At 31.5% G+C, this 25,990-nt stretch carries 19 protein-coding genes and 1 other RNA gene; 2 read left to right on the top strand and 18 right to left on the bottom strand.

The annotated features are described in order from the left end of the window. Positions 1-48 precede the first annotated feature (48 nt). From alaS to HMPREF2881_RS05100, 5 genes are all read right to left on the bottom strand, one after another. Positions 49-2,679 carry an alanine--tRNA ligase gene (alaS, locus tag HMPREF2881_RS05120; RefSeq protein ID WP_002448976.1) on the bottom strand — a complete coding sequence of 877 codons (2,631 nt, stop codon included), beginning with the start codon at positions 2,677-2,679 and terminating at the stop codon, positions 49-51. Between the two features lie 279 nt (positions 2,680-2,958). Further along, entirely contained in the window at positions 2,959-5,373 is a 2,415-nt protein-coding gene (locus tag HMPREF2881_RS05115; RefSeq protein WP_002448987.1) for an SF1B family DNA helicase RecD2, read from the bottom strand. A 1-nt stretch (position 5,374) separates the two neighbouring features. Next, positions 5,375-6,046 carry a tetratricopeptide repeat protein gene (locus tag HMPREF2881_RS05110; RefSeq protein ID WP_002488003.1) on the bottom strand — a complete coding sequence of 224 codons (672 nt, stop codon included), beginning with the start codon at positions 6,044-6,046 and terminating at the stop codon, positions 5,375-5,377. A gap of 86 nt (positions 6,047-6,132) precedes the next feature. Next, complete coding sequence (mnmA, locus tag HMPREF2881_RS05105; protein WP_002448998.1) at positions 6,133-7,245, bottom strand: tRNA 2-thiouridine(34) synthase MnmA; 1,113 nt, start codon at positions 7,243-7,245, stop codon at positions 6,133-6,135. A gap of 3 nt (positions 7,246-7,248) precedes the next feature. After that, complete coding sequence (locus tag HMPREF2881_RS05100) at positions 7,249-8,388, bottom strand: cysteine desulfurase family protein (protein ID WP_002488002.1); 1,140 nt, start codon at positions 8,386-8,388, stop codon at positions 7,249-7,251. A gap of 199 nt (positions 8,389-8,587) precedes the next feature. Here HMPREF2881_RS05100 and HMPREF2881_RS05095 point away from each other — a divergent pair, with 199 nt between their 5' ends. Then, a complete protein-coding gene (locus tag HMPREF2881_RS05095) occupies positions 8,588-9,592 on the top strand; it encodes an LLM class flavin-dependent oxidoreductase (RefSeq protein ID WP_002448980.1) in 1,005 nt (334 codons plus the stop codon). Positions 9,593-9,690: 98 nt separating this feature from the next. Here HMPREF2881_RS05095 and HMPREF2881_RS11665 read toward each other — a convergent pair whose 3' ends face one another. Both HMPREF2881_RS11665 and cymR read right to left on the bottom strand, forming a co-directional pair. Next, positions 9,691-9,834: an SAS049 family protein gene (locus HMPREF2881_RS11665; RefSeq protein ID WP_002448973.1), complete on the bottom strand. Its 144-nt coding sequence runs from the start codon at positions 9,832-9,834 to the stop codon at positions 9,691-9,693. Positions 9,835-9,943: 109 nt separating this feature from the next. Next, positions 9,944-10,366 carry a cysteine metabolism transcriptional regulator CymR gene (cymR, locus tag HMPREF2881_RS05090; protein ID WP_002448977.1) on the bottom strand — a complete coding sequence of 141 codons (423 nt, stop codon included), beginning with the start codon at positions 10,364-10,366 and terminating at the stop codon, positions 9,944-9,946. 83 nt (positions 10,367-10,449) lie between these two features. Between cymR and HMPREF2881_RS05085 the strand changes: the two genes are divergently transcribed. After that, a complete protein-coding gene (locus HMPREF2881_RS05085) occupies positions 10,450-11,718 on the top strand; it encodes a replication-associated recombination protein A (protein WP_002448955.1) in 1,269 nt (422 codons plus the stop codon). A gap of 54 nt (positions 11,719-11,772) precedes the next feature. Here HMPREF2881_RS05085 and HMPREF2881_RS05080 read toward each other — a convergent pair whose 3' ends face one another. The 11 genes from HMPREF2881_RS05080 to yajC all read right to left on the bottom strand — a co-directional run bounded on the left by HMPREF2881_RS05080 (position 11,773) and on the right by yajC (position 25,984). Further along, a complete protein-coding gene (locus tag HMPREF2881_RS05080; protein WP_002487991.1) occupies positions 11,773-12,549 on the bottom strand; it encodes a tRNA threonylcarbamoyladenosine dehydratase in 777 nt (258 codons plus the stop codon). Between the two features lie 88 nt (positions 12,550-12,637). After that, a non-coding RNA gene (gene ssrS, locus HMPREF2881_RS05075) (6S RNA) lies at positions 12,638-12,828 on the bottom strand. Between the two features lie 214 nt (positions 12,829-13,042). Beyond that, complete coding sequence (gene aspS, locus HMPREF2881_RS05070; RefSeq protein ID WP_002448935.1) at positions 13,043-14,809, bottom strand: aspartate--tRNA ligase; 1,767 nt, start codon at positions 14,807-14,809, stop codon at positions 13,043-13,045. After that, positions 14,809-16,086 (bottom strand): histidine--tRNA ligase, encoded by a 1,278-nt coding sequence (gene hisS / locus HMPREF2881_RS05065; protein WP_002449002.1) that lies wholly within the window; start codon positions 16,084-16,086, stop codon positions 14,809-14,811. The genes aspS and hisS overlap by 1 nt, the downstream gene beginning before the upstream one ends. A 351-nt stretch (positions 16,087-16,437) precedes the next feature. Further along, on the bottom strand, positions 16,438-17,313 hold the full coding sequence (locus HMPREF2881_RS05060; RefSeq protein ID WP_002448967.1) for an N-acetylmuramoyl-L-alanine amidase family protein: 876 nt from the start codon (positions 17,311-17,313) through the stop codon (positions 16,438-16,440). Beyond that, positions 17,310-17,762 carry a D-aminoacyl-tRNA deacylase gene (gene dtd, locus HMPREF2881_RS05055; protein ID WP_002448984.1) on the bottom strand — a complete coding sequence of 151 codons (453 nt, stop codon included), beginning with the start codon at positions 17,760-17,762 and terminating at the stop codon, positions 17,310-17,312. The genes HMPREF2881_RS05060 and dtd overlap by 4 nt, the downstream gene beginning before the upstream one ends. A gap of 15 nt (positions 17,763-17,777) precedes the next feature. Then, on the bottom strand, positions 17,778-19,967 hold the full coding sequence (locus tag HMPREF2881_RS05050) for a RelA/SpoT family protein (protein ID WP_002449001.1): 2,190 nt from the start codon (positions 19,965-19,967) through the stop codon (positions 17,778-17,780). A gap of 335 nt (positions 19,968-20,302) precedes the next feature. Next, the gene (locus HMPREF2881_RS05045) at positions 20,303-20,821 is read right to left on the bottom strand and encodes an adenine phosphoribosyltransferase (RefSeq protein ID WP_002448963.1); all 519 of its coding nucleotides are present in this window, start codon (positions 20,819-20,821) and stop codon (positions 20,303-20,305) included. Between the two features lie 21 nt (positions 20,822-20,842). Then, positions 20,843-23,116: a single-stranded-DNA-specific exonuclease RecJ gene (gene recJ, locus HMPREF2881_RS05040; protein ID WP_002448974.1), complete on the bottom strand. Its 2,274-nt coding sequence runs from the start codon at positions 23,114-23,116 to the stop codon at positions 20,843-20,845. 125 nt (positions 23,117-23,241) lie between these two features. Beyond that, entirely contained in the window at positions 23,242-25,527 is a 2,286-nt protein-coding gene (gene secDF, locus HMPREF2881_RS05035; RefSeq protein ID WP_002449003.1) for a protein translocase subunit SecDF, read from the bottom strand. 196 nt (positions 25,528-25,723) lie between these two features. Further along, entirely contained in the window at positions 25,724-25,984 is a 261-nt protein-coding gene (yajC, locus tag HMPREF2881_RS05030; protein ID WP_002448938.1) for a preprotein translocase subunit YajC, read from the bottom strand. Between the last annotated feature and the right edge of the window lie 6 nt (positions 25,985-25,990).

Here is a 25,990-nt window from a genome sequence, read left to right as displayed (position 1 = left end):
TGACATGTATTAACTTACATATTAATTTTACACCAGTTGATTAAAAAGTTATAGGTTTTTAATATAATCTTTAATAAAGCGTAATGATTCTGAGATGTTTTCAGGTTGTGTGCCGCCACCTTGTGCCATATCTGGACGACCGCCACCTTTTCCTCCTACAATTGGAGCCATGTTTTTAATGATATCTCCGGCTTTAACCTGACTTGTAAGCTCTTTAGGTACAGCGGCAATTAACGAAACTTTTTCACCAACATGACCTGCTAAAATAATAATTGTATCTTGTTTTTTTGATTTAAAATCATCCATTGTTTGACGGATTTCTTTTGGATTAGATACTTCTACCTCTGTAGCTAATACTTTAAATCCATTAATCATTTCTACTTGATCCTCTATATTACCCATTTTAAGTGAAGTAATTTCCTTATTACGTTGCTCTAATTGCTTATTCAATTGTTTTTCATTTTCTTGAATTTGAACAACTTTATCATAAACTTGTTTATCTGATTTTACTTTAAGTTGTTCTTTGACAGAATTAAATTTATTTTGAATATCTTCAAAATATAAAAATGCGGCTTTACCGGTAAGTGCCTCAATACGTCTAACACCTGCACCTGTACCTGATTCGCTTACAATTTTAAACAACCCTATTTCAGCCGTATTATCTACATGAATACCACCACATAATTCAATTGAAAATGGAGCCATATTGACTACTCTTACAATATCACCGTATTTTTCACCAAACAGAGCCATAGCACCCATTTCTTTAGCTTCTTGAATAGGCATTTCTTGAATATGAACTGAAATTCCTCTCCAAATTTCTTCATTTACTCTTCTTTCAACTTGATCAATCTCTTCTTCTGTCATTGGACCAAAGTGAGAAAAGTCAAATCTTAATCGTTCACTTTCAACGAGTGAACCCGCCTGATTAACATGTTCACCTAAAATCTCTTTTAATGCAGCATGTAGTAAGTGAGTGGCACTATGATTTTTTTGTATATCTTTACGTTCTTCTTTATTTACAGCTGCATCTACATGACTATTTACACTTACTTGTCCAAATTGAACTATACCTTGGTGTAAATTTTGTCCGTTTGGTGCCTTTGTAACTTCTTGAACGGCTATTGCGAACTGATCATTTCCTACTGTTCCTTTGTCTGCAACTTGTCCACCACTTACTGCATAAAATGGTGTTTCTTTTAAGATAAAGTAAACTGTTTCTCCAGCTTCAGCAGATGTAACAGTTTTACCGTTATAAATTAAATCTGTTAAAATTGTTTGATAATCTGTTGTTTCATAACCAACAAATTGGCTTTTAGTATTAATATTTTTTAAAACATCGCTTTGAACTTGCATAGATTGTGAACTTTGTCTAGCTTCTCTCGCTCTAGTACGTTGCTGTTCCATTTCAGCTTCAAATGTTGCCATGTCGACTGTAATACCTTCTTGACTTGCTAGTTCTTCAGTTAACTCAATTGGGAATCCATACGTATCATATAATTTAAACGCATCAGAACCATTAATCTGATGTGTAGATTCTTTTGCTTGCGTAATGAGTTGATTTAATATAGATACGCCTTCTTGAAGTGTTTCATGGAAACGTTCTTCTTCAGATTTAATAACACGTTTAATAAAATCTGATTTTTCTTTTACATTTGGATAATATGGCTCCATAATGTCAGCAACGATATCAACCAATTTATACATAAATGGCTCATTAATGCCAAGCGTTTGACTAAAACGTACGGCACGACGTAAGAGACGACGTAAAACATAACCACGCCCTTCATTTGCAGGTAAAGCGCCGTCAGAGATTGCGAATGAGATTGTTCTGATATGGTCGGCGATGACTTTAAATGCTACATCTTGTTCGTTATTTTCAAGATATTTTTTTCCTGATATATGCTCTACTTCTTCAATAATTGGCATAAATAAATCTGTTTCATAATTGGTACGAACATTTTGGGAAATAGACGTCATGCGTTCTAATCCCATGCCGGTATCAATATTTTTGTTTGGAAGTGGTGTATAAGTATGATCCTTATTATGGTTATATTCACTAAACACTAAGTTCCATACTTCTAAATATCTCTCATTTTCACCGCCAGGATACATTTCTTCTGCTGGATCATTTTGACCATATGCTTCACCACGATCATAGAAAATTTCGGTGTTAGGTCCTGATGGTCCTTCTCCAATATCCCAGAAATTCCCCTCAATTCTAATAATACGACTTTCTTCTAAGCCAATATCTTCATGCCATAAACGATAGGCTTCAACATCTTCTGGATGAATTGTTACATATAGCTTTTCTGGTTCCATTCCCATCCATTTGTCACTAGTTAAAAATTCCCAAGCAAATTCAATTGCTTCTTTTTTAAAATAGTCACCAATTGAGAAGTTTCCAAGCATTTCAAAGAAAGTATGATGACGCGCAGTAAAACCTACGTTTTCAATATCATTTGTTCTAATTGCTTTTTGAGAATTAACTATTCTAGGCTTTTTAGGTGTTTCTCGTCCATCAAAGTATTTTTTTAAAGTTGCAACACCAGAGTTTATCCAAAGTAACGAATCATCGTCAATAGGCACAAGTGGTGCAGATGGTTCTACCATATGACCTTTTTCAACAAAGAAATCAATATATTTTTGACGTATATCACTTGCTTTAAGTTTTTTCATTTTTTCACTCCTAATATAATTAATACATTTATAAATAAAAAAACGTTCATCCAACAAAGGGACGAACGTTTTCGCGGTACCACCCTAGTTACAAGAAATAAATACTTTTGAAATATATTTAATTTCTCATCACTTAATTATCATATTAACGATAACACAAAGTAGCGTTCAACAAATTAACTTGTACTTTTCACCAACCAGTACATCTCTGCTTAAGTTAAAAAGTTTACTCATCTTTATGCGAATTCAAATTTATTTTAAGTATTTTTGTTTAAATTGTCAATGTTCAACAAAGTCGTAAGGTGAAACATTTCCCATATTAATCATTGGATTAATTTGATAAATTGTTTCTTCACTTAAAGTAATGTGTTCAACTGCATTATTATCATCTATATTTATCTGTTCATCATTCTTTTCTACGTCTATATTAACCTGACTCATACCAAAATAATTTATAATTAGTGTTTTTAATTGTGTATGTCTTTCTTGACCTTGCGTATTTAAGGCAATGTCAAATGCCTTTGGGTCTCCTAATAGTACTAAAGATTGTTTTGCACGTGTCAGACCTGTATATAAAATAGGTCTTTGCAACATTCTAAAATATTGTTTGACAGTAGGCATAATGACAATAGGAAATTCTGACCCTTGTGATTTATGGATTGAGGTACAATAAGCATGTGTGAGTTCTAATAAATCTTGTCTAGTAAATGTAATTTCATTTCCTTCAAAATCGATAATCAGTACATCTTTGTTAAGTGCATTTTCTTTAGCCCAGAATATACCTACTATGACTCCAATATCACCATTAAAAATATTATCATTTGGTCGATTGACTAGTTGTAAAACTTTGTCTCCTTTTCTAAACGTTATATCGCCAAACTCTATTTCTCTTGTATCTTTTTCTTTAGGATTTAAAATATTTTGTAATACTTGATTAAGTCTTTTTATCCCTGCACTTCCTTTGTACATAGGTGCTAAAACTTGAATATCACTCATATCATATCCTTTATTTACAGCGCTAGATACTACTTTCTCCACTACAGTTGGAATTTGTTCTACATTGCAATGAATAAAACTTCTATCATGATAACGTTTTGTAATATCTATTGGCTCATGATGTTTCATGCGATGCGCTAAGTCAATAATGCTAGAACCATCTTGTTGGCGATAAACTTCAGTTAAATTAACTCTTGGAAATGCTTTAGACTCAATTAAATCCTTAAATACTTGGCCAGGACCGACAGATGGCAATTGATCTTCATCCCCTACTAGAATGATTTGTGCATCTAGTGGAACGGCACTTAAAAATTGGTGGAACAACCAAGAATCAACCATTGACATTTCATCAATTATAATGAGCTTAGCTTTAATTTCATTCTCAAGAATATCTTCTGGTTGAGTATCTTGATTCCATCCTATTAATCGATGAATCGTCATTGCCTCTAAGCCAGTTGATTCTTGTAAACGCTTTGATGCTCTTCCAGTTGGGGCGGCTAATACGATTGGATAATCATCTTCTTGATAATCAGAATACTTAAGAGATAGACCATGAATTTCAGCATATAATTCTACAATCCCTTTAATAACAGTTGTCTTACCTGTTCCTGGCCCTCCAGTCAGTAACATTATTTTCGAATTCATCGCCGTTTCAAGTGCTTCTTGTTGTGATTTAGCATAATTAACATTATTTTGATCTTCTAGTTCACCAATATGTATCTGTAAATCTGATTGCTCTATTATTTTAAAGTGATTTTTGTATGTTTTGATACGATACAAATTTTGAACACTTTTAAGTTCTGAATAGTATAAGCTTGGAATCGCAACATGACTATTCTCTAAAATAATTTTCTTTTCTTCAAAAAGTGTTTGTAGTACATGTTTTAATTGTTGTTGTTCAATTGTTTCATCTAAATGCTTATCTGAAAGCATATCTTCTGTAATTTCTAATACAGCATTTTCATCTAAATAAGTATGCCCCTGTTTTATACATTCTTCTTCAAGAGTATATAATAATCCAGCTTTTAAACGTTCTGAATCGTTATAAGCAATACCATTATTTCTAGCTAATGTATCAGCTTTTTGAAAACCAATACCTTTTACATCATAAACTAATTGGTATGGATTGTTTTCTAAAACTTTTAAAGTCTCTGATTGATAGAATTGATAAATCGCCATAGATAATTTTGGACCAAAACCTAAGTCATGTAAGCGAATCATTATTTTTTCTGACTCTTGATTTGCACTAATCTGTTCTACAATCTGTTTTTGTTTCGTTTTTGCTAAACTAGGAACATTTTCAAGAACAGAAGGATCAGTTAAAATATCATTTATTGCATTTTCTCCTAATGTATTTACAATATTCTGAGCAGTCTTTTTACCAATACCTTTAAATAAGTCACTAGATAAATAACTTATAATGGCATCTTTAGTTTGAGGCAATTCTTTTTCAAATGTTTCAGCTTTAAGTTGTTTACCATAACGAGGATGTTGAACAATTTGTCCTTTAAACGTATAGACATCTCCTTCAACAATATTAGGAAAAAACCCTACAACTGTAGGCAGATTATCAAATGATTCATTAGTTTCAATGGAATCTACTTTTAAAACAGTATAAAAGTTATCTTTATTTTGAAATAGAATGGTATCAACTGTTCCTTTAACCATTGAGTAATCAAATAGTGTAGGGTTTGACATATTATTCCTCCTCATTTTTTAGAGATTTAAATGTTTGTTTAGCATGCTGACTTAATAAATGTTTAGGATCAATTTGAATTGCTTTATCAAAATACTGAATTGCTTTATCAGCATCCTCAGTTTCCATATATGTTGCAAGACCTAAATTATATAATGCATCTACGTGATTAGAATTAATAGATAAAACATAATTTAATTGCTTAATGGCTTCTTGAAACATTTCTAAATGACATAATGTTAAACCATATTGAAATTGAACTTCTGTGTCCAAAGTTTGATCTAATTCAGCAGCAGTCATAAAAAAGGGTAATGCTTCTCTTTGCGCATCTAGTTGGCTAAAAGACATACCAATCATATAATTAGCATCAACGGGATTCATATTATATTTTAAAGCTCGTTGATAAAGTTTTATCGCTTCTTGAAAACGCGATTGTTCATAATATAGATTAGCTAAATTATAGTAAACAGCGCCATTTTTGTCATCTAATGTTATTGCTTTTTGAAAAAATCTTTCTGCTTTCTCAATCTCACCAACATCAGCTAAAACGATACCAGCATTAATATAATTTTCAATAATATTAGGATTCTCTTCAATATTATTAAATAATGCTTTAATGGCTTCTTCATAATTACCATTATTCATCCACTGATATATTGTTTCTTGTTCAATCATTTCCATGTCTCCATTTCTAACATAAATTTACAATTAAAAAGAAACCGCTAATTCTCATTTACAATGAGTTAACGGTTTACTAAACATTAAACAACATAGCTAAGTTGACCTGTTGTTTTATATACATCATCTATAGTAGCGCCACCTAAACAAACTTCTCCGTTATAGAATACCACTGCTTGGCCTGGTGTAATAGCTCGAACAGGTTCATCGAAAGTAACTCGAATAGATTGTTCATCTTCTTTTTGAACAAATACTTTAGTGTCTTTTTGACGATATCTAAATTTAGCAGTACATTCAAATCCATTTTCTAAATCAACTGGATTAACAAATGATGCGTCAGAAGCAATTAAATAATCACTATATAATGCATCATGATGGAAGCCTTGCTCGACATATAAAATATTATCTTCAAGATTTTTACCAACAACAAACCATGGATCTCCATCTCCACCAATACCTAGTCCATGACGTTGGCCAATAGTATAGTACATTAAACCACTGTGTATGCCCATTTTTTTACCATTGAGTGTTCTCATCTCACCAGATTGTGCCGGTAAATATTGAGAAAGGAATGATTTAAAATTACGTTCCCCAATAAAACAAATACCCGTAGAATCTTTTTTCTTAGCTGTTGCTAAGTCTTGTTCTTCAGCGATTTTACGAACTTCTTTTTTTTCTAAATCTCCAATAGGAAACATAACTTTAGATAATTGTTTTTGAGATAATTGATTTAAAAAGTACGTTTGATCCTTATTATTATCTATCCCACGTAACATTTCTACGTGACTATCTTCATGTCTATGGATTCGTGCATAATGACCAGTAGCCACATAATCCGCTCCTAATTTTAATGCATGTTCTAAAAATGCTTTGAATTTAATTTCTTTATTACACATGACGTCTGGATTAGGAGTACGACCTTTTTTATATTCATCTAAGAAATATGTGAATACTTTATCCCAATATTCTTTTTCAAAATTCACAGCATAATATGGTATACCAATTTGATTACATACTGCTATGACATCATTATAATCTTCTGTAGCTGTACATACCCCATTTTCATCTGTGTCGTCCCAGTTTTTCATGAAGATGCCAATAACATCATATCCTTGTTCCTTTAAAAGGTATGCTGTGACTGAACTATCTACACCTCCAGACATACCAACTACAACACGTATATCTTTATTTGACAAATTCTATTCCTCCTTAAATTTATGATATATTTTATGAATTTCAGCAACAATATATTTTATATCTTGTTCAGTTGTGATTTCATTAAAACTAAATCTGACTGAATGTTTTGCACGATCGTCATCTTCATACATCGCAGCAAGTACATGTGACGGAGTTGTTGAGCCAGCTGTACATGCAGAACCAGACGAAATATAAATATTTGCTAAATCTAATAAAGTTAACATTGTTTCTACATCTATAAATGGAAAATATAAATTAAGTATATGGCCAGTCGTTTCTACCATTGAACCATTGACTTCAAATGGAATTGCACGTTCTTGCAAACTTACTAAAAAAAGTTCTTTTAATTGCATTAAATGAATATTATTTTGATCTCGATTTTTAGTAGCTATTTCTAGAGCTTTTGTCATTCCAACTATTTGTGGAACACTTTCCGTTCCAGCACGACGTTTAGTTTCTTGTTCGCCGCCTAATTGAGAATACTCGATTGGTGTATTGTTTTTTACTAATAAAATACCTACACCTTTAGGTCCACCAAATTTATGAGCAGTAATACTCATGGTATCAATTTTAAACTCACTAAATTTAATATCTAAATGGCTAATTGCTTGGACTGCATCCACATGTAATAGAGCATTTGAATTAGAAACAATGTTTTCGATATCGTAAATAGGTTCTACTGTGCCCACTTCATTATTGACAAACATAATAGATACTAAGATAGTATCATCTGTTAAAGCTTCTTCCAATTGACCCAAATCAACTTTACCTGTATCATCTACGTCTAAATATGTGACTTCATATCCTTCTTTCTCTAGTTGCTCGAATACGTGTAATACAGAATGATGTTCAATTTTTGTAGTAATAATATGATTACCTAAATGCTCATTAGCATAGACTAAACCTTTAATAGCAGTATTATTTGATTCTGTAGCACCACTAGTAAAAATAACTTCGCTTGGTTTAGCACCTAGTAATTGAGCAACATTTCTTCTAGATTCATCTAAATAGCGTCTAGCATCTCTACCTACTGAGTGAATAGAAGATGGATTGCCGTAGTGTGATTGATATATATCCATCATTGCTTCTATAACTTCTGGTTTGACTGGTGTAGTTGCAGCATAATCTGCATATACTTCCATTATTAAGTACACTCCCCACAATATTATCAATGTTCCTATAATAGCACCTCATTCTAAAATTTTCTACCTTCTTGTTTATGAATTAATATATTAACTATTTTTCTTTCAATAATCATTTTAAGTATGAGCAATTTAATAACTGTAATTGTTTTAAATTGTTAAACTATTAGGTAATAAAGATAAAAAGGAGAAATAGTCTATGTCTGATATAAAATTTTCTGCATTAAATTTAGTTCCTATACGAGAAGGTCAAACTGATAAAGATGCAATAAATGATATGGTGGCTTTAGCTCAAAAATTAGATGAATTAGATTATGAGCGTTATTGGATTGCAGAACATCACAATGCACCTAATTTAGTAAGTTCAGCTACATCATTGTTAATACAACATACGCTTGAACATACTCATAATATTAAAGTTGGTTCAGGTGGCATCATGCTTCCAAACCATGCACCTTTAGTTGTTGCTGAGCAATTTGGTACCTTAGAAACCATTTATCCCAATCGTGTAGATTTAGGATTAGGTAGAGCACCTGGTACTGATATGATGACAGCAAGTGCATTGAGACGAGATCAACATAATGGTGTGTATGCTTTCCCTGAAGAAGTAGAACAATTACAAACTTATTTTGGTCCAGGAAATAAACAAGCTTATGTAAGAGCTTATCCTGCGGTAGATAAAAATGTACCGTTATATATACTCGGATCGTCAACTGACTCTGCACATTTAGCAGCTAGAAAAGGTCTACCCTATGTTTTTGCAGGTCATTTTGCACCACAGCAAATGAAAGAAGCAATTGAAATTTATCACGACTTATTTGAACCATCTGAAGCATTAGATAAACCATATATGATTGTATGTTTAAATACTATCGTGACAGAAACTGATAAAGAAGCAGAATATTTAGCTAGTTCTTTAGCACAAGTATTCATTAGTATTGCTCGAGGAAGAATGCAACCAGTTCAACCACCAACTGATGATTTAAATGGTCTTTTAACACCGAGAGAGTATGAAATGGCAAAACAAAGATTTGATGATTCTCTTATTGGTTCTGAAGAAACTGTAAAAGCTAAATTAGAAGCATTTTTAGAGGAATATGGTGATATTGATGAAATAATGGCCGTAAGCTATATTTATGACCAAGATAGACAATTTGAATCATATGAGCGTTTTAAACGAGTAATTCAAAAATTAAATAAATAATATTGATTAAAACCTGTTGAACATAAATAAATTGTCAACAGGTTTTAAATTTTTCATAAAAAAAGAGTGATGACTAAAATCATCACTCACAATTTTAATTATTTGTTGTCTTTTTTGTCATCTTTACTGTCGTTATTTCCACCAGTATATTCATTAATTTTATCTTTTACTTTATTTACTTGTTCGTTATCGCTATTTTTAAATTTCTCTGCTGCATCTTTTGCTTTATCCATGAATGCCATATTGAAATTCTCCTTTCGAATTTAAGCATTTAATTTTTAATAAGTAAATTTTACTTACTTTAATCCAATACCACAGTAAAAAAGTTTTAAACATAATTAATTTAAATTTTTAAATGTAAAACATATAACCATCTAAATCGTTATCTGATTCTACAAAATCAGCTAAATATTTTAATGTTGTATTATCTAAAACTTCTCTAACAGCATCTCTCATTCGCAACCATAATTCTTTTTGTGCTGGTGGTTCAGAATCTATACTTTCTACAATAGTAATAGGTCCTTCTAATAAGCGAATAATATCGCCAGCTGAAATTTCTTCAGATGGGACTCTTAATTGATATCCACCCTTAGCGCCACGAATACTTCGAATTAATCCAGCATTTCTTAAAGGACCCACGAGTTGTTCTAAATATAAATCACTTAAATGATTTTCTTCAGCAATTGTTTTTAATGATACACACCCCTGCCCCTCTCTTTTTGCTAGGGAAATCATTAAAGTTAACCCATATCTTCCTTTCGTTGATATTTTCATAGTTTTACCTCACTTAATTCGAATAATATAGTCCCATTCTATCATTTTTTCAGTTAATATAGTAATAGAAAGGTGTGAAAAAATTGAATACAGAACCTTTAGCTTCAAGAATGAGGCCTACAAATATAAATGAAATTATTTCACAACAACATCTAGTTGGTCCAAGAGGCATTATAAGACGTATGGTAGAAACTAAAAAATTATCTTCTATGATTTTTTATGGACCTCCTGGAATTGGCAAAACCAGTATTGCTAAAGCCATTGCTGGCAGTACTGAATATAAATTTAGACAATTAAATGCAGTAACGAATACAAAAAAAGATATGCAAATGATAGTTGAAGAAGCTAAAATGTCAGGACAAGTCATTTTATTATTAGATGAGATTCACCGCTTAGATAAAGCAAAACAGGATTTTTTATTACCACATTTAGAAAATGGTAAAATCATTTTAATTGGTGCTACAACTTCTAACCCTTATCATGCAATTAATCCAGCGATTCGCTCACGTGTACAAATTTTTGAATTATATCCACTTGATGAAAAAGATGTATATCAAGCATTAACTAGAGCATTAAACGATGATCAAAATGGTTTAAAATTGTATCAACCAAAAATTGATGAAGATGCACTAAAATATTTCTCAACTCAAAGTCATGGTGATGTAAGAAGCGCTTTAAATGCTTTGGAATTAGCAGTATTAAGTGCTAAAGTATCCAATAATCAACGTCATGTTACTTTAGAGGATGCGAAAGATTGTTTACAAAAAGGGGCTTTTATCAGTGATAAAGATGGCGACATGCATTATGATGTCATGAGTGCATTTCAAAAATCTATTCGTGGAAGTGACGTTAATGCTGCTTTACATTATTTAGCAAGATTAATCGAAGCAGGTGATCTTCCAACCATCATACGACGTTTACTCGTCATTAGTTATGAAGATATTGGTTTAGCTTCTCCAAGTGCTGGTCAAAGAACACTAGCAGCTATTCAATCAGCTGAACGACTCGGATTGCCTGAAGCACGGATTCCTCTAAGTCAGGCAGTAATTGAATTATCACTATCCCCTAAGTCTAATTCAGCTATAAAAGCAATTGATAGTGCATTAAGTGATATCAGAAAAGGTAAAATTGGTCAAATACCTAATCATCTACGTGATGGTCACTATCAAGGAGCAAGAGACTTAGGCCGATCTATCGGTTATAAATATCCCCACGATTATGAGAATGGTTATATTAAACAGCAATATTTACCTGATGCTTTAAAAAATAAAATATATTATGAACCCAAAACAACGTCTAAAAGTGAACAACAGTTTAAAATAGTGTATGATAATTTAAATCATAAAAACTAATAAAACCTATGGAAAAGATGACAATACTTCTTTCATCTCTTCCATAGGTTTTTATTAATTATTACCTTTATCTTTAATTCTACGTACAGGAATATCTTTTAAAATATCATTTACGACATAACTAGCACAAATTAAACCTACTGTACTTGGTACAAATGCATTCGATGATGGAGGCATTTGACCTTTTCGATTTATTGCATTTGCATCTCCAACTGTTTTCTTAACATCTTCACGAATAACTATTGGACTCTCATCTGAAAAAACGACAGGAACGCCTTTTTTTATTCCAAATTTTTTCAATTTATTGCGAATAATTTTTGCCATTGGATCCATATATGTTTTTGAAATATCAGCAATTTTGAAACGTGTCGGATCAATTTTATTCGCAGCGCCCATACTTGAAATCAACTTGATTCCTCTATTTAAACACTCTTTCATTAAATGAACTTTGTATATAATCGTATCACTTGCATCGATAAAATAATCAATATTGTAATTATTAAAAATGTCTTTATATGTCTCTTCAGTATAAAACATATGAAGAGGAGTAACTTTACAATCTGGATTGATGAGTTTAATTCGTTCTTCCATTAATGTTACTTTACTTTGACCTATGGTAGTAGTTAATGCATGAATTTGACGGTTTACATTAGTGATATCAACGTCATCTTTATCAATAAGAATAATGTGACCAATGTTAGTTCTTGCTAAAGCTTCAGCAGCAAATGAACCAACTCCACCTACCCCTAAGACCGCTACAGTCTTATCTTTTAGTAAATCTAGTCCTTCTTGTCCATAGGCTAATTCATTTCTAGAAAATTGATGTTTCATAATTAACTCCTTTACTTAGCAAATGTTAATACTATATTAACAGAAAAAAGCAAAAAAAAATACGTAAGGCCAAAAGCCTTACGTACCGATAGAGTCCGTAGTTGCCGTAGTTATAAAAAGCTTGATCATTCGGCCTGCTATATACAGGTGGGTGCCCTGTTTCTTGTTTTGCAAGTCCTCCAAATGAGGCATGTGCGCTGCAAGAAAACCTATTGGGCTCCCTGATCAAAAAGTGTTAGGCCCAAATAAAAAGCAAACATACGAACAACACAGATGACTATCTTATAGACATATTTTATCATAAAGATATTATTAAATAAATCCTTAAATACTGTATGAAGATATTTTAAAATATAAAATATCTTTAAATATGTAGGTTTACATAATATAATTATTGTTATTTAAAATTTAAGTTAGTTTATACAAAAATTGGAACAGAAATTCAATTTCCGTCCCAATTTAGCACTAAATTATTCTATTTTAAAAATGAAGATTAATGACGAATTCTTAACGATAATTCTTCTAATTGTTTATCTGATACTTCACTTGGTGCATCCGTTAATAAGCAAGTTGCAGAAGCAGTTTTAGGGAAAGCGATGGTATCACGTAAATTAGTTCTATTTGTAAGTAACATAACTAATCTATCTAGACCTAAAGCAATGCCTCCATGTGGTGGTGCACCGTATTTAAAGGCATCTAATAAGAAACCAAATTGATCTCTAGCTTGTTCTTTAGTAAATCCTAAAACTTCAAACATTTTTTCTTGTAATTCTCCGTCAGATATTCTGATTGATCCACCGCCTAATTCGTATCCATTTAATACTACGTCATAAGCATTTGCTTGAACTTTTTCTGGTTCAGAGTCTAGTTTAGCAATATCTTCATCTTTAGGTGATGTAAACGGATGATGCGCAGCAACATAACGTTTAGCATCTTCATCATATTCTAATAAAGGCCAATCTGTTACCCATAAGAAGTTTAATTTTGATTCATCAATTAATTTTAACTCTTTTGCAATTTTAATTCGAAGTGCACCTAAACTTTGTGCCACAACATTTGGCTTATCTGCAACAAACATTACTAAATCTCCAGGTTTAGCACCTGTTAATTCTTTTAATGTGTTAACATTCTCTTCTTCAAAGAATCTTGCTATCGGACCACTTAAGCCTTCATCTACAACTTTCACCCAAGCTAGACCCTTAGCACCATAGATATTTACAAATTCTGTTAATCCATCCATATCTTTACGTGTATAGTTATCTGCAGCACCTTCAGCAACGATTGCTTTAACTTCTCCGTCGTGTTCTACAGTATCTTTAAATACTTTGAAATCCATTTCTTTTCCTAATTGAGACACATCTTGCAATTCCATACCAAAACGTGTATCTGGTTTATCAGAACCATATCGTTTCATTGCTTCATCATATGTCATACGAGGGAATGGTGTTTGGATATCAATACCTTTTACATCTTTTACAACTTTAGAAAGCATTTCCTCGCCCATTTGAATAATATCTTCTTGATCAACAAAACTCATTTCGATATCTACTTGTGTAAATTCAGGTTGACGATCAGCACGTAAATCCTCATCACGGAAGCATTTTACAATTTGATAGTATTTATCAAAACCACTAATCATTAATAATTGTTTAAATAATTGTGGTGATTGTGGTAAAGCGTAAAATTCGCCTTCATGTACACGAGATGGCACTAAATAGTCTCTCGCACCTTCTGGTGTAGATTTTGTTAATACGGGTGTTTCAATATCAAAGAAACCATTATTATCAAGATATTGACGAATTGATCGAGTTGTTTGATGTCTCATTTTAAATGTTTGAGCTAATTCTGGTCGTCTTAAATCTAAATAGCGATATTTAAGACGTATATTTTCATCAACACTTTGATTTTCTTCATTAATTGAAAATGGAGGTGTCGCTGATTTATTAATTATATGAATATGAGATACTTGAACTTCTACTTGACCCGTTTTTATTTTTGGATTAACTGTTTCTGGGTCTCTTTTAGTGACTGAACCTTCGACTTCGACCACATATTCTGATCTTACAGTTTCAGCAATAGATAGAGCTTCTTTTGAAAAATCTGGATTGAATACAATTTGTACAATTCCTTCTCTATCACGTAAATCAACAAAAATAAGGCCTCCTAAATCACGTCGATTATGAACCCAACCTTTTAGTGTTACTTTTTGACCTAATAATTCTTCAGTTACTAAACCACAGTATGTTGTTCTTTTACCCATTATTTATTCTCCTTTTCTTTATTAAAGAAACTAACTACTTCATCTAATTGAATTGTTTTTGTTTCACCTGTAGACATTTCTTTAACATCAATTTTATTATTGTCTAGCTCTTGGTCACCTATTACAATCGTATATTTAGCATTTAAACGATCAGCTTGCTTCATTTGTCCCTTAATTTTTCGATTTAAGTAATCTTTATCAGCTTTCACGCCATGTTTTCTTAAATCATTTAAAAGTTTCACACTATATTGTTCAGCTTTTTTACCCATCGTTACGACAAATAAATCGAAATCTTCATCCACATTCAATTCTATGTCTTCTTCTTCAAGTGCAAGAAGTAATCGTTCAATACTAAGGGCAAAACCTATTCCTGTTTGCTTAGGACCATCTAATAACTCAAGAAGTCCATTATAACGACCTCCCCCACATAGCGTAGTAATAGCACCGTCATAATTTGGATTATCCATCATGAGTTCAAATGCTGTATGAGTATAATAATCAAGTCCACGCACTAAATTAGGATCTTCAACATAATTGATATCTAGTTGATCTAAATGATGTTTAACCGCTTCATAATAAGCCTTTGATTCATCATTTAAGTAATCTGTAATTCTTGGAGCATGTTTAACTGCTTCTTTGTCTCTATCAATCTTACAATCTAAGATTCTCATTGGGTTTGTATGCAAACGTGATTGACAATCATTACAAAATGTATCAATGACAGGTTCAAAATGCTTCATTAATGCTTCATTATATTCTTTACGAGATGCTTGGTCTCCTATACTATTAATCACTAGTTTTAGATGTTTTAAACCAAATGATTCATATATATGCATTACCATTGCTAATACTTCTGCATCAATACTTGGATTTTCTGCTCCTATTGCTTCTACACCAAATTGATTAAATTGTCGATAACGTCCTTTTTGTTTTCGTTCGTATCTAAACATTGGTCCATTATAGTAAAGCTTAATAGGTTGATTAGGTTCACCCTGCATTTTATTTTCAATATATGATCGCACTACTGCTGCAGTTCCTTCAGGTCTTAATGTGATACTTCTATCGCCTTTGTCTTTAAACGTATACATCTCTTTTTGAACGACATCAGTAGAATCTCCTACACCTCTTGCAAATAAGTCAGTACTTTCAAATATTGGGGTACGTATCTCTTTATAATTGTATAATTTCATTAATTCATCTAATTTATTTTCAATATATCGCCATTTTGCAGACTCTTGAGGTAAAATATCTTGCGTTCCTCTAGGAATCTTAATCATACAATCACTCCTTCTAAATTGTTGTTAACTATTAAAATTCTTTAATAAAAAAGTCCCTTATATAGCTTCATGCTATATAAGGGACGATATGCCGTGTTGCCACCCTAATTGAGAATAAAAATATTCTCCACTCATCACGTGTAACGTACGCAAACCGGCTTTATTTTATCAAAGCACCTTTTCTTGTGTTCAAAGATACCAATGTACTAGTATAATCTTTCAGCCTAGGATTACTTCTCTTCACAATCATTATGATTGTCCACTATTTCATTAGTCTTTTCAAGAATACAAACGGTATTATTTATAAAGTTCACAGATTATGATACCGATTTTAGGAAAAGTTTGCAAGTATTATGAAGCAAAATATTGTTTTAATCCATCTACGACTGCTTCTTCTACAACCTGTCTATGTAATTGATTTCTAATCATTTTTTCATCAGTAGGATTACTTATATAGCCTAATTCAAGTAACACAGCTGGTTTATTCGTTTGTCTTAAAACTTGATAATTTTGTTGACGAACACCACGATTAGAAAGTAATGACTTTTTTTGAATATTCGCATTTAATATTTCTGCTAATGTTTCTTGACTATTTTGATACCAATATACAGTAGCGCCATTAGCATTATGACTATCTAATGAGTCATTATGAATACTTATAAATACATCGCCTGTCGCTTTTCTATTATCTAAGCTTACATAACTATCATCTGTTCTCGTCAATTTAACATGCGCTCCTGCTTTTTCTAATGCCCGTTTTAATTCAAGTGCTGTTTTCAAAGTATAGTTTTTTTCGAGAGATTTAAGAGCCGTGGAGCTTGAGGCTCCCTGATCACTACCTCCATGACCAGGATCAAGTACCACAGTTTTATTCTTAAAAGGATTTTCCTGTTTATTGACATCAGCTTTAATATTCAAACTCGTATGCCAACCAGCAACCCACCCTTTTTTATCTCCTTTAGCATTTTGGACTTCAATCCATTTTCCTGTAGTCTTTAATTTTTTAAAACTATCTCCTTTTTCAACTTTATATATCACCGGATAGCCTGCATTAGGACCTGTTCTTATTTCTGCATCTTCCGTTATTGTTAGTCTATTACTATCTTGATCATTATGATTCATAAACATAAATAATAATATTATAAAAAGAATAAATAATAACACTACTACTAACGTCAACATATTTTTTAGATCATGTTTAGTTAACCATGTATCTAATTTATTCATATTACTTTGCCATCCTGACTTTCATATATAATCGTTACGGGACCATCATTAATAATTTCTACTTCCATATCTGTCCCAAATTCACCAGTTTGAATATCAATATCATACTTTTGAAGTTCAGAGTTAAACTTATCGTATAATATTTTGGCATCTTCAGGTCGCATGGATTGTGAGAAACCTGGTCTATTACCTTTTTTAACTTCTGCATAAAGTGTAAATTGAGAAATAGATAAAATCGCACCATTAATTTGTTGAATATTTAAATTTAATTTCCCGTTATCATCTTCAAACAAACGTGCGTTAACAATTTTCTTCGCTAATACTTCTATATCAGCTTCCGTCGAATTTTTCCCAACACCTACTAATAAACAATAACCTTTTTCAATTTGGTTATGAATAGATTTATTAGTGACAGATGCTCGTTTTACTCTTTGTACAACTATTTTCATATCTTAGCACCTCTTTTAATTCCATACTCTAGAAACTGTATAAATATCACTCAATTGTTTAAGTTTTTCAACTACACGAAATACATCATTTACATTTTTAACCATAACGCTAATTGTAATGATTGCATTCTTGTCAATATCAGATCGTGCATTCATTTTAATAATACTTCCTACGGTTGAATTTACGGCTTGAATCACTTCATTGAGTAACCCATTTCGATCATATGCATTGACTTCTAAATCTACTTGATAACGTTGTGTTGAATCTTTTGATTTAACCCATTCGACATTAATTAATCTCTCGTTTTCATTTTTAATATTTGGGCAATCTGATCTATGAACTTTAATACCATGTCCTTTAGTGATGTATCCAACAATATCATCACCAGGAATTGGATTACAACATTTAGATAGTTTGATTAAAACATTTTCTAATCCTTCGACATAAACCCCGCTATCAGTAATGATATCTTCTTTAATTGGTGATGTTTTAATGACTTCTTGTGCTTCATTTAATGCTTTTTGTTTATCTTGTATACGCTGTCTTTCTGTTAATTTATTCACTACTTGTAATGCAGTAACTCCACCAAAACCTACTGCAGCATATAAATCATCATCATTGGCAAAATGATATTTTTCGTTAACGACTTCAATATTTTTTTCTGTTAGAATCTCATCAACTCGATAACCTTGTTCTTTAATTTCCGCTTCTACCATAAATTTACCTTTTTCTATATTAGAAGAACGATCTTGCTTTTTAAAGAAACTTTTTATTTTACTTTTTGCTCCAGATGATTTAACAATTTTCAACCAATCTCTACTTGGACCATATGAATGTTTACTTGTGCGAATTTCTATAATATCGCCTGTCTTAAGTATATAATCTATAGGCACAATTTTACCATTAACTTTTGCACCAATCATTTTATTACCAACTTCGCTATGAATGGCATAAGCAAAATCAATAGGGACTGCGCCATAAGGTAATTCAATCACATCACTTGCTGGCGTAAATGCATATACTTTATCACTTTGTAAATCATATTTAAGTGATTCCATAAATTCTTGTGCATCTGAAGATGTATGGTCAGTTTCTGCAAGCTCTTTTAACCAGTTAAGTTTATTTTGGAAATCTTGTGTTTTAGAATTTATTGTTTTACCTTCTTTATATGCCCAATGCGCTGCCACCCCATGCTCAGCAATTTCGTGCATTTCAAATGTTCGAATTTGAATTTCTAAAGGATCACCATTAGGTCCAACAACAGTAGTGTGTAATGATTGATACATATTTTGCTTTGGCATAGCGATATAATCTTTAAAACGACCTGGCATCGGTTTCCATAATGTATGAACTAGGCCTAAAATAGCATAACAATCATTAATTGAATTCACAATCACTCGTATAGCTAATAAATCAAATATTTGATCAAATTGTTTTTTTTGTTTTACCATCTTACGATAAATACTGTAAATATGTTTAGGGCGACCGCTTATTTCACCTTGGATATTCATTTTATTCATTTCAGTTTGAATTTTATCCATAGCATTTTGAATATATGCTTCACGTTCACTACGTTTTTTCTTCATTAAATTAACAATTCTAAAATACTGAACACTATCGATATAACGTAACGCAATATCTTCCAATTCCCATTTAATGGTATTAATACCTAGACGATGCGCTAAAGGTGCATAGATTTCTAATGTTTCTTTAGAAATACGAATTTGTTTTTCTCTAGCCATTGCTTTTAACGTTCTCATATTATGTAAGCGGTCAGCTAATTTAACTAATATGACACGAACATCCTTAGCTATCGCAATAAATAACTTTCTATGGTTTTCAGCTTGTTGTTCCTCTTTAGAACGGTATTTAACTTTTTTTAACTTCGTTACACCATCTACAATTCGTGCAATTTCTTCATTAAACATATTCTTTACGTCTTCAAATGTATATGGTGTATCCTCTATCACATCGTGTAAAAAGCCAGCTACAATTGTTGGTCCATCTAAGCGCATTTCTGTTAATATACCTGCTACTTGAATTGGATGCATGATATAAGGTAGCCCATTTTTTCGAAACTGTCCTTGATGTGCTTCATAAGCAATATGATAACTTTTTAAAACATATTGATAATCATCTGCTGATAAATAGGATTTAGCTTTATTTAGTACTTCATCAGCACTATATGGATACTCGTTATTCAATATATGACACCCCGACTTTTTAATATTTCAAATACTCTACCGATAACCGAATCATTGAAAATCAAGAAATTTCTTTTCATTACTTAATTAATCCGAGTACCACTCCTATTAATTAAAGATGCGTGAGTATTAATGTAATTTTAACAAAAGTATTAAAATCTCTAAAAGATTAACTTTGGTTTAAATAATAGTTATATAATACTACAAGTTTTTAAATAAATAAATGTGATTAGATTAATGATGATACAACGATAAATAAAAAAGCGAGATAGTATTCAATCTGAATTCCTACACTCGCTTTAAAGTATATATTAATCTAATTACTAAATTAATGACTATTCATCGTAAGAAATTAAACTCATGACATCATAGTCTTTAATTTTTTCCATACCATTTAAATATTTTAATTCAATAATAAAAGCTATTCCAACAACAATACCACCTAATTTTTCTACTAATTTAATAGCCGCTTCAATTGTTCCACCTGTCGCTAATAAATCATCAGTGATTAAAACACGTTGTCCTGGTTTAATTGCATCTTTATGCATTGTTAAAACATTTGTCCCATATTCTAAGTCGTATTCATAGCGAATAACTTCACGTGGTAATTTTCCTTCTTTTCTTACAGGTGCAAATCCAATTCCCATTGAGTACGCAACTGGACAGCCAATAATAAATCCTCTTGCTTCAGGGCCTACAACAATATCAACGTTACGATCTTTTGCATACTTTACAATTTGATCAGTTGCATAACCGTATGCTTCACCATTATCCATAATAGTTGTAATATCTTTGAAACTAACACCTGGTTTAGGCCAGCCTTGTACTTCAGATACGTATTGCTTTAAATCCATTTAAAAATTTCCTCCTATGCGTTACGCTTTTTGAGCTTTAATCCAATTCTTAAGATGTGAAAAGTCATCATAAAGCATTAATTTTTCAACTTCAATTCTTGACTGTCTCGATTTATAAACTTGACTCGACTCAATAGATTGTTTACTTGGATTATCATTTATTTTAATTATACCATTTTCTTCGTAAATAAAACTTAGGTCAAGAAATACTTTTAAAATAAACTTTAAAATATTTGGCTTAATATTTAAGTATTGACATAATTGTAAACCTTCTTTTTCTAAATTCATTTCTTTCCTAATGAATAGTGCCTTATAACTTTGTTTAAATAGATGACTACTCGGTAACCCCTCGAAATAAATTGAATGTTGATGGTGTAATACTAAATAGAGTTGTGAGTATTCTAAATGTTTTAGAGATTGTTTAACACTATCTAAATCAGTTGGTAAATCACGAAATACAATCGTATTATATGATGAATCAATTGTTTCACCGTAGTGGAAATAATTCTCCCCTAGCTTCTCTTTTTTAGAATGAATGACAAAAGCAACATTTTTAGATGACGTATCAATGTTAAGTTGTTTACGTTTACTTCTATAATCTAATATTTGCTCATTTTGAGTCGCTAAATCTTGTATCATCATTTGAGGTGTCTGATTGCCATTCCACTCATTTATTTGTAAATGTCCTATGATATTGACGGGTTGGCCTAATTCTATTTGTGTAATTAAACCACCATTTTTCCAAAATAAATGTTGTAACTTAGCTTGACCAGTTACTAATTTTAAATGATTTTTATCTTTTCCAATCGCTTTAACATCATTAACTTCTGTATCATCCAATTCAAATAAAGGTTTTTCAAAATCAGTACCAAACGGTTTCAGTATTTTAATATCATGAATATTTGATACAGTAATGTCATCTTCTGAAAGTTTAGTCGTAATATGTTTTGTTGGTTCTAAAGAAGTATGTTTAGAAAGCTGAACCATCCACTCATTTAGTCCTTTTGATAATGCATCAATATTATCAATCTCCATCGTCATTCCAGCTGCCATATGATGACCACCAAATTTAGATATCAAATCTTGATGTGCACTTAAAATTTCGAACATGGACACTTGTTCAATACTTCTAGCTGAACCTTTTGCATGATGTTGTTCTAAATCTATATTTAAAATAAGAGTGGGTAAAGCATAAGTTTCTACAATTTTTGAAGCCACAATACCTAATACTCCCTCATGCCATCCTTCTTTAGCTAAAAGTAAAAATTTGTCGCCATTTTCAACTTTTTCATTAGCCATCAATAGGGCTTCTTCTGTTATTTGAGCTACAATATCTTTACGTTCAATGTTAAATGCCTCTACTTGTTCAGCTAAAAAATTCGCCTCTTCAGAATCTTCTGCCATCAGTAATTCCGCTGCTAATGACGCATCTTCTAATCTACCTACCGCATTTAAACGAGGTCCAATAATGAAACCAATTGTTCCTTCATCTATCTCATCATTAAATCCTGCTTGATTTAATAATGATTGAATTTGAAATGGACAGGATTGATTTAAATATTTAAGACCTTCTTGAACAATCGTTCTGTTTTCATCAGTCAGTGACACTAAATCTGCAATCGTCCCAATAGTTGCAAGAACTATGAAATATTCTGGAGGATGATCTATTAAACATTGCGATAATTTGTATGCGACACCGGCTCCACATAAATATTTAAATGGATACTCAAATTCTGGATGCATAGGATGAATAATGGCATATGCTTTTGGTAATGTACGGCCTATTTCATGATGGTCTGTAACAATTACATCGACTCCTAATGCTTGTACCATTTCAATTTCTTCATGACCTTGTATTCCATTGTCAACTGTAATAATAAGTGATACGCCTTCATCGTAAGCATTTTGAAAGGCGTATTTATTTGGACCATAACCTTCGCTAAATCGATTAGGAATATACCAACCGACTTCAGCGCCCAATTTCTGCAGTGTTTGAACTAATATCGTTGTAGATGTTACGCCATCGGCATCATAGTCTCCATATACTAATATTCTTTCATTTTTATCAATCGCTAAATTAATTCGATCAACAGCTTTTTGCATATCACTCATTAGCCATGAATCATGCTTTTTATTTGTACCATTAATTAATGTATTTATCTCATCGTACTGTGTAATCGATTTACTTTCTAAAATCTTTCTTACAATAGGAGATAAATTAAATTCCTTAATAATCTCAGACGATATATTTTGTTTAGGTGCTTCATAAAGCCATTTATATTTAGATTGAATCATAAAGTTATCCTTCCTTTTTCCACAAGCAATTATACCTAAAAAAAGAATAAATAAAAAGAGGAAGAAACACTGAATTCAATTAGAATTCTTTTGTTTCTTCCACTAATTTTATATCATATATTTAATTATACTAAGATTTTTTCATCATTTGATTTTTTCTCTTTATAAACTACAAGCTTACCGTTTTCAGATTTTTTCAACTGATGTTTCTTCATGATGCCCCATAGTGGAACTGCAATAAAGATAGAAGAGAATACACCAGATAATAATCCAATAAGTAATGCTAATGAGAAGTTAAACAGACTTGATGCACCAAAGATTAGTATAGCGATAACTACTACAACGACTGTAAGAACTGTATTAACAGAACGAGTCATCGTTTGTCTAATAGATTGGTTAACAATATCATCGATTTGATGAGGTTCTGTTATAACTTTAATTTTATGAAGATTTTCTCTTACACGGTCGAAAGTAACAATTGTATCATTTATTGAGTAACCTACAATCGTTAAGATTGCAGCGATAAATGTAATATCTACTTCAAGTCTTAATAAACTGAATAAAGCAACGATAATAAATACGTCATGAAGTAATGCTAAGACAGCAGAAAGCCCCATTCTCCATTCGAATCTTAATGAAACATAGATAATAATACCAATAGCTGCATAAATTAATGCTTTCATTGCATTTTTAGCTAACTCTTGACCAATCATTGGAGAGACTGTGTTCACTGTCGGTTTATGACCATATTGATCATTAATAACTTTATTAAGTTTCAAAGTTTCATCTTTAGATAAATCATTTTTAAATTGAACTGTTGCTTGTTTATTGTCATTACCATTAATTTGAATTTGATCAGGTGTCAAACCAACATCTTTAATCGTACGTTCAACTTTCGTTTGAGATAACTTCGTATCAGAATCAAGATCTACTCTTGTACCAGATGAGAAATCAATACCTAAGTTAAGTTTAAATATACTTAGAATAATTATACCAATTACTAAAATTAAAATACTTACTCCAATTAATGGTTTTGCTAATTTAACAAAATTCCATTTTTCAAAAGCTGTTTTTAAGTCATGAACATCTACACCTTCATTGATATCATGGCGATTATTTTTATTTACACCAAACATCCAATATTTCTTCTTAAAGTAATTAGAAGAAACTAAAAGTGATAATAGTCCTCTTGATAAGAAGACAGCTGTGATGAATATCATTAAAATACCTAATAATAACATCGTAGCAAATCCTTTAACTGAACTTTGACCAAAGAAGAATAATACTGCTGCTGCTATAACCGTTGTTAAGTTTGAATCAAAAATCGTTAAGAAAGAACTTTTATTTGCTTTAGAATAAGCCTGTTTAAGCGTTCGTCCTACTCTAAGTTCATCTTTAATCCGTTCATACATGATGATGTTTGCATCTACAGCCATACCAACACCTAATACTAATGCAGCTAAACCTGGTAATGTAAGTACACCTGAAATAAAGTTAAATGCTACTAATGTTAAATAAACATATACTGTTAAAGCTATCACTGCTACAATACCTGGTAATCTGTAAAAACCTACCATAAATAAATAGATAATTGCAACACCAACCATTGATGCAAAGATTGTTTTATCTAATGCATCTTGACCAAATTGTGCACCTACAGAATTAGAATAAATTTCTTTTAAATCAACTGGTAATGAACCTGCATTTAATAATTCTGCAATTTGCTTAGCACGTTCTACGCCTTGTTGACCCTGGAAGCCACCTGAAATTTCTACACTGTCTGAATTAATGGGTTGATCTACTGAAGCGGCTGAAACGTATTTCCGTTTATCTTCAGGTTTTTCCAACTCTTTATGATAGCTATCACCTTTTTTATAGTCTAACCACACTACCATCATATTTTCTTGTTTTTTAGAAATTTCTTCTGTAACTTTTTTGAATTTCGCACGGTCTTTTAATTTAAAAGTGACTGCAGGTTCGTTTGTACCTTGTTTAAATTCTTGTTTTGCAGAACCTTGTACAATATCTTTACCTGTTAATTTAACGTGGTCATCAGCATCACGTATAGTCAGATTTGCTTGTGAGGACAAAATTTTTCGAGCTTCATCAGGATTTTTTACCCCTGCGAGTTGTACCCTAATTCTATCAGGGTCTTCAACTTGAATATGAGGCTCAGATACACCTAATACATTAACACGATTTTCTAAAGTTTGAGCAGTAGATTGTAAAGCCTTATCATCGATTTTACCATCACCGCTAAGTGGTTTAACTTGATATAATACTTCGAAACCACCTTGTAAATCCAAACCTAGATTTACATTCTTAACTACATTCTTATATGTAAAGCCCATACCTACAATCAGTAGCGCTACAATGAGTATGAATGCAATTATTCTACTTGTTTTTTTCACATGAACACCTCATTATTTACTTATGTAATTAGAATAATCTTTTAATAAACCATGTGCAAGTGAATTAAAGATTACATCTATGTGACAAGACTTATCTATCTTAACATAACCTCTTTATTAGTGTAATCAAGATAAATAGTTAATAAAAAGACATTCCATGACAACAAACTGTCGTGGAATGTCTTTTTATTATAATTTATGATGGATCAACTTGTTTAATCGCAGGTTTTTCAAATGTCATTTCAGTACCATGACCATTTACTGTGATTACAACTGCTGTTTCATCCACAGCTTTAACTGTTCCTTTGATTCCACCAATAGTTGTAATTTTTTGACCTGCTTCGATACGACTAATCATTTCACGATGTTCTTTCGCACGTTTTTGTTGCGGTCTAATTAAAAAGAAATAAAATACTATAATTAAAATTATAGGCAAGATTAATGCTGAAACATTCATTATGTT

Origin of the sequence: Staphylococcus sp. HMSC057A08, from assembly GCF_001812925.1 — a bacterium.
Taxonomy (GTDB): Bacteria; Bacillota; Bacilli; order Staphylococcales; family Staphylococcaceae; genus Staphylococcus; species Staphylococcus hominis.
This window is presented reverse-complemented; position numbering and strand designations above follow the sequence as displayed.